The following is a 6,040-nucleotide window of genomic DNA, read 5'->3' as shown; positions in this document are numbered from 1 at the left end:
GTCCAGGCCACGCCTGCCGCCAGGCCCAGGCTGCGCCCCCGCCAAGTCCAGCGGTCGGTCACGCCGTTGGGTTGGTAGCGACTTGTTGGACCCGGGCGGGACGGTGCGGGGCGGGCCCGCGCGAGTAGGCCCCAGCACGTGTCGATCTACCCCTCCGGTAGGAGGGGTCGTGGCCGACACGACCCTTTCGTTGTGTGAAACGCTCCCAACCCGCACATCGGCGGCGCAACAACGAAAGGGTTGTGTCGGACGCGGCCCCGGCCCACCCCCTATAAGCCCATCCGGCGTTTGAGGATTCCGCGCGCAGCGCGGATGCCGCGGCCGCAGGCCCGCGAACCCAGGCCGGCCGACCGCGGCACCGCACCGTCACCGACGCCGCCTCAGCAGGTACCCAAGGCCTCGCTCAAAGCAGACTTTTCCGCCGCATCGGCAGTCATGCCGTAACTGTGCTTCACCCACACCCACATACGCGCGTACTCACAGTGGTAACCACCCACCGGCGGCATCCACTCAGCCGGATCCTTATCGCCCTTCTCCTGATTGACGTTGTCCGTCACCGCGATGAGCTGAGCGATCTCAAGGTTGTTCGCGAATTCCTCCCGCCGCTCCGTGGTCCACCCAGAAGCGCCCGACCGCCACGCCTCGGCCAGCGGCACAAGGTGGTCGATGTCCACATCCGAGGCCGCCGTCCACGTCGCGTCGTCGTACGGCGACACCCACGTGCCGCTCGTCGCCGCGCAGCTCGAGTCCTGCTCGACATCCGTGCCGTCGCGCTTCAGGACCACTTCACGTGTGTTGCAGGCACCTTCGACGGTGGACCAGTGGGGGAACTTCTCCCGGTCATAGCCGGAGTCGGAGCCCTCGGCCTCCTCGGTGATCTCGGCGAGATACGTCCTCGCGGTCGCCGCATCAGGCGGCGTAGGCGGGGCGGCCTGGGCGGTCGAAGACAGCGGCAGGGCGAGCAGAAGGCCGGAGACGGCGGCGGCGCCCGCCGCGACGACCGCCCGTCGACGCGCGTAGATCTTACGGCGTGCGTGTCGCACAGATATCCGTGGCATGCGAACTCCCTCAGGTGTGGGGGTTGTTGGTCCTGAGTTGCTCGTGCATGGTGGCCCGGCGGGGTTTCGTTGAATCGGGCACCAGGTAACACCTTCGCGACATGTGCATGTCATGCGCAAGAGGGCGTCGGCAGACCGCTGGATACGCTCACCACGTGCTGCTCCCCGTAACACCCGCTCTCGGCTACGTCCTTGCGGGCCTCCTCCTCGCCGCCATCGCCGTCGCCGCCCTGGCCCACCTCGGCGACGGCCGCGCCCGCCCGCCGTACTGGCGCGCCATCGCCACCGCAGGGCTGCGCGCCGCCGCCCAACTCGGCGCCGTATCGCTGGTGATCGGCTGGGTGGTGCACGCGCTCGGCCTACTGCTCGCCTTCGTGGCGCTGATGTTCGCCGTAGCCACCTGGACCGCGGGCCACCGCGTCACCACCAACCGCACCTGGCGCTGGGCCGCCGCCCCCATCGCCGCCGGCGTCCTCCCGGTGCTGGTCGCCCTCCTCCTGACCGGCCTCCTCCCGCTGCGCGGCATCGCGCTGATCCCGGTCGCCGGCATCCTCATCGGTGGCGGCCTGACCGCCACCGTCCTCGGCGGCCGGCGCGCCCTGGACGAGCTGGAGACCCGCCGCGGTGAGGTGGAGGCCGCGCTCGCCCTCGGCTTCCTCGACCGCGAGGCCCGGCTGGAGATCGCCCGCCCCGCCGCCTCCGACGCCCTCATCCCGGGCCTCGACCAGACCAGGACCGTGGGCCTGGTCACACTCCCCGGCGCCTACGTGGGCATGCTGCTCGGTGGCTCATCGCCCGTCCAGGCAGGCGCGGTGCAGCTGTTTGTGCTGGTCGCGCTGCTGGTGGTGCAGGCGGTGGCGGTGGCCGTCGTGCTGGAGCTGGTGGCCAGGGGCGTGATCCACCGCGTACACTCGGATGCATCTGAAGGGGAGTAGCTCTCTGCCGGTGTCGTCGACATACTGCTCAGTTCGCTGAGCCGGCGCCCGGAGCGCGGCAGTTCGGATCGGACGGCCACGCCAGCGAGACCTTCGGCCAAGCAGTGTCCATGGATGCTGCCGCGCCGGAGTGGTCTCGCTTTTTTACGCTCTGGTGCGGGACGTCCCGTAACGAAAGAGACCTCTCTTGCTGAGCTTCAGCACCATCGCGATCACCTTCGGCGTGATCTTCCTCGCCGAGCTCCCCGACAAGACCGCCCTGGCCGGACTCATGCTGGGCACCCGCTATCGCGCCGCCTATGTCTTCGCCGGGGTGGCCGCCGCCTTCGCGGTGCACGTCGTCATCGCCATCGCCGCCGGGTCGCTGCTGGCGCAGCTGCCGCAGCGGCCCGTGCAGGCAGTGGTCGGGCTGCTCTTCCTGGCCGGCGCGCTCATGCTGCTGCTGAAGAAGGACGACGAGGAGGAAGAGACCGCCAAGCCTGCCGACCCCAGCTTCTGGAAGGTGGCGGGGGCGGGCTTCATGCTGATCCTGGTCGCGGAGTTCGGGGATCTGACGCAGATCATGACGGCGAATCTCGCGGCGCGTTACGACGACTGGCTGTCGGTGGGGATCGGTGCGCTGCTGGCGCTGTGGGCCGTCGCCGCGGTGGGGATCTTCGGGGGGCGGGCGCTGATGAAGTTCGTGCCGCTGGGGCTGATCACGAAGGTGGCGGCCGGGGTGATGCTGGTGCTGGCCGGGTTCAGCCTCTATGAGGCGATCCGCGGGTGACCTTGCCTTCGCGCCTGCGGTGAGGACTTCCGCGCTGCGCGCAGAAGTCCTCAAGCGCCGGACGGGCTACAAGGCGGGTGGGCTGGGCTCCGTCAGGGAGAGATCTGCTCTTTCAGCCGGTGAACTCCAGCTGAATACGCCCGTCCGGCAGCTCGGTGATCTTGATCTGGTCGAGGTCGTCGACGTGCACGTCCGGCAGCTCCCCGGCCGCCCGCGGCCCCACGCCCACGACCCGCATGCCCGCCGCGCGGCCCGCAGCCACGCCCGCGGGGGAGTCCTCGAAGACGACGCAGTCGGCCGGCTCGATCTTCAGGCCGGTGGCGCCCAGGAGGAAGCCCTCGGGGTCCGGCTTGCTCTTCTGCACCGACTCGGCGGTGATGCGGGTGACCGGCATCGGCAGCCCGGCGGCGCCCATCCGGGCGTCGGACAGCGCGCGGTTGGCGGAGGTGACGAGGGCGTGCGGCAGCTCGCCGTCGGCGAGGGCGGACATGAAGGCGGGGGCGCCGGGGATCGGGACGATGCCCTCGGTGTCCTCGACCTCCCACTCGAGCATGCGGGCGTTGTCCTCGAGGTTCTTGGCAGGGTCGCGGTCGGGGAAGAGCGCGGCGAGGGTGGCGTGGGCCTGCCGGCCGTGGCAGTGCGGGAGGATCGCTTCCGCGTCCTCGCCGTTCTCGGCCGCCCAGCGGCGCCAGACGCGGTCGACGGCGGCGTCGGAGTTGAGCAGCGTGCCGTCCATGTCGAGCAGCAGGGCGCCTGCGGTGAGCTTCATCGGATCTCCGGGCGGTGTCTCGGGGCAGGTTTGTTCCTCAACGATACAATGCCCGGTGCGGCGCCAGGATCTCAGTTCGAGCGGGCCGCCCGCAGCAGCCGCAGGGCGGACTCGGGCAGCTCGCGGCCCTTGAGCCATACGGCGTGCAGGATCCGGCTCAGCCGCAGCGCCGGCTCCACGGTGACCTCGACCAGGCGGCCGCGGTCGAGGTCGTCCCGTACGGCGAGGGCGGAGAGCACCGCCGGGGCCAGGCCGCGGGCGGCGGCCGTGCGCAGCGGGCCGGTCGAGCCCAGTTCGAGGACGGGGACCGCGATGCCGTCCCAGGGGCGCAGCGCCTTCTCCAGGGTCTCGCGGGTGCCCGAGCCGGACTCGCGCAGCAGCAACGGGGTGTCCGCGAGCTCGCGGCCGCTCAGCGGCCGGCGGCGGCGGGCCCAGGGGTGGTCCGGCGCCACGACGACGGCCAGCCGGTCCTTGCCCACGGCGGTGCGGTGCAGGTCGTCGGGGACGTACGGGCCCTCGACGAAGCCCAGGTCGCACGCGCCGCGGCGGAGCGCCTCGATCACGCCCCAGCTGTTGGTGACCGTCAGGCCGACGTGCACGTCAGGGGCCTCCTCGCGGAGCGCCACGAACCAGCCGGGGACCAGCTCCTCCGCGATGGTCAGGCTCGCGGCCACCTGCAGCTTGGGGTCCTGGCGGGAGCGCAGCGCGGCGGCGCCCTCGACCAGCGCCTCGGCCTGTTCGAGCAGGGAGCGCGCCCAGTCGGTGACCACCGCTCCGGCGGGGGTGAGGCGGGAGCCGGAGGTGGAGCGGTCCACGAGCTGCAGCCCCAGCCGGCGCTCCAGGGTGCGGATGCGGCCGCTGGCGGACGGCTGGCTGATGCCGAGGCGGGCGGCGGCCTGGCCGAGGCTGCCGGTCTCGGCCACGCAGACGAGCAGCTGCAGGGCGTGGAGGTCGGGCAGCGGGCGGCCGCCGGTCCGCCGGCGGCCGGGGTCGCCTTGCGGGCTTGCCGGTCCTGCCGGTCCTGCCGGTCCGCTCATCGCCGGGGCCGTACGTGGCTGGGAAGAGGCACCATCGCAGTCTCTCATAGGGGATCCCTATGAGCTGCCCGCGAGATCACGGCTACCGGGACGGAGCGTCCGCGCGCACGCTGGAATCATGGTCCTCCACCACCCGGAACGCACCGCCCGACCTGCGCGGATATCCCTACCCGCGCCGCTGCCGCCGCGCCCCGGCGCCGGCGCCCGGGCCGCGGAGGCCACCCGCCGCAACCTTCCGGGGCTGCTGCTCGCCGTCGCGGGCGTCGCGCTCGCCGACGTCGTGCACCGGCTGGTGCCCGCCGTCCCGATGCTCACGGCCGCGGTGGTGCTCGGTGTCGTAGCCGCGCATCTGCCGCTGGTGAACACCTTCGTACGGGGCTCCGCCAGGCCCGGTCTCACCACCGCCGGCAAGCGGCTGATGCGCATGGGGATCGTGCTGCTCGGCCTCAAGCTCAGCCTGGGGGATGTGATCGGGCTCGGCTGGGAGAGCCTGGTCATGGTGCTCGGTGTCGTGCTGGCCACCTTCTTCGGGACCCAGTGGCTGGGCCGCCGCGTCGGGCTGTCCGAGGACCAGTCGCTCTTCGTGGCCACCGGCTACGCGATCTGCGGGGCCTCCGCCATCGGCGCCGTCAGCGGCGTGCTGGGCAAGGGCGAGTCGGACGAGCGGCGGGACTCGGAGATCGCCTCCTCCATCGCCCTGGTGACGCTCTGCGGCACCCTCGCCATCGCCGTACTGCCGCTGCTGCAGGGCCCGCTGGGCCTGAACGCGGTCGAGTTCGGGCGGTGGGTCGGCGCCGGTGTGCACGACGTCGGCCAGGTCGTCGCCACCGCCCAGACCGCCGGGTCGGACGCGCTCACCGAGGGCGTGCTGGTCAAGCTGATCCGGGTCGCCATGCTGGCGCCGCTGGTCGCCGGGGTGGCGCTGAGCCGGCGGCGGAGCGGGGATCAGCCGGCCGGCGGGCGCAAGCCGGCGCTGCTGCCGCTGTTCGTCGCGGGCTTCCTGGCCATGGTGGCGCTGCGCAGCACCGGGCTGGTCGGTGCCGGGGTGCTGGACATCGCGGACACCGCGCAGGAACTGCTGCTCGCCGCCGCGCTGTTCGGCCTCGGCAGCGCGGTGCACCTGCCGACGCTGTCCCGCTCCGGCGGCAAGCTCGCGTTCGTCGGCCTTGCCTCGTGGGTGCTCGTCGCCGGGGCGTCGTACGTGGGCGTCATGCTCACCGTCTGAGCGCTGTTACGTCTCCGACTCCAGCGCCCGCCGTGTGGCCGGGCCGTACACGCCGCGCTCGTCCTCGTCGATGCCGCGCGTGAACTGATAGGTGCGTACCGCGTTGCGCACCTTCTCGTCGAAGTTCCCGTCCGTGTCGCCCAGCGGGTACGTGCCCGTCTCGAGCAGGCGCTTCTGCAGCTCCACCACCTCGGGGCCGCTGTCGCCCACCCGGAGCGTCGGCGGCCCCGAGGTGGTGGAGCTGCAG

At 72.2% G+C, this 6,040-nt stretch carries 7 protein-coding genes; 3 read left to right on the top strand and 4 right to left on the bottom strand.

The window, feature by feature from the left end; all coding sequences use genetic code 11:
• Positions 1–380: 380 nt before the first annotated feature.
• Positions 381–1,058, bottom strand: a complete 678-nt coding sequence (locus tag G5C51_RS39120; protein ID WP_165245209.1) for an HNH endonuclease family protein — start codon at positions 1,056–1,058, stop codon at positions 381–383.
• A gap of 155 nt (positions 1,059–1,213) precedes the next feature.
• Here G5C51_RS39120 and G5C51_RS39115 point away from each other — a divergent pair, with 155 nt between their 5' ends.
• A complete protein-coding gene (locus G5C51_RS39115) occupies positions 1,214–1,993 on the top strand; it encodes an ABC transporter permease (protein WP_165245207.1) in 780 nt (259 codons plus the stop codon).
• A gap of 187 nt (positions 1,994–2,180) precedes the next feature.
• Positions 2,181–2,762: a TMEM165/GDT1 family protein gene (locus G5C51_RS39110; protein WP_165245205.1), complete on the top strand. Its 582-nt coding sequence runs from the start codon at positions 2,181–2,183 to the stop codon at positions 2,760–2,762.
• Positions 2,763–2,874: 112 nt separating this feature from the next.
• Here G5C51_RS39110 and G5C51_RS39105 read toward each other — a convergent pair whose 3' ends face one another.
• Together G5C51_RS39105 and G5C51_RS39100 are read right to left on the bottom strand one after the other, a co-directional pair.
• Positions 2,875–3,531: an HAD-IA family hydrolase gene (locus G5C51_RS39105; RefSeq protein WP_165245203.1), complete on the bottom strand. Its 657-nt coding sequence runs from the start codon at positions 3,529–3,531 to the stop codon at positions 2,875–2,877.
• Between the two features lie 71 nt (positions 3,532–3,602).
• The gene (locus tag G5C51_RS39100) at positions 3,603–4,568 is read right to left on the bottom strand and encodes a LysR family transcriptional regulator (protein ID WP_165245201.1); all 966 of its coding nucleotides are present in this window, start codon (positions 4,566–4,568) and stop codon (positions 3,603–3,605) included.
• A gap of 118 nt (positions 4,569–4,686) precedes the next feature.
• Here G5C51_RS39100 and G5C51_RS39095 point away from each other — a divergent pair, with 118 nt between their 5' ends.
• Positions 4,687–5,793: a YeiH family protein gene (locus G5C51_RS39095; RefSeq protein WP_165245199.1), complete on the top strand. Its 1,107-nt coding sequence runs from the start codon at positions 4,687–4,689 to the stop codon at positions 5,791–5,793.
• Between the two features lie 6 nt (positions 5,794–5,799).
• On the opposite strand, the gene G5C51_RS39090 is transcribed toward G5C51_RS39095, so the two are convergent.
• Positions 5,800–6,040 (bottom strand): peptidoglycan-binding domain-containing protein (locus G5C51_RS39090; protein WP_165245197.1); only part of this gene is annotated, 241 nt, incomplete at its 5' end.

The sequence above is a fragment of the Streptomyces coryli genome, from assembly GCF_011044975.1.
Lineage (GTDB): Bacteria > Actinomycetota > Actinomycetes > Streptomycetales > Streptomycetaceae > Streptomyces > Streptomyces coryli.
This window is presented reverse-complemented; position numbering and strand designations above follow the sequence as displayed.

Coding starts and splice junctions, on each gene's coding strand:
- G5C51_RS39120 (WP_165245209.1), bottom strand. CDS start 1,058: ATGCCACGGATATCTGTGCGACACGCACGCCGTAAGATCTACGCGCGT.
- G5C51_RS39105 (WP_165245203.1), bottom strand. CDS start 3,531: ATGAAGCTCACCGCAGGCGCCCTGCTGCTCGACATGGACGGCACGCTG.
- G5C51_RS39100 (WP_165245201.1), bottom strand. CDS start 4,568: ATGAGCGGACCGGCAGGACCGGCAGGACCGGCAAGCCCGCAAGGCGAC.
- G5C51_RS39095 (WP_165245199.1), top strand. CDS start 4,687: ATGGTCCTCCACCACCCGGAACGCACCGCCCGACCTGCGCGGATATCC.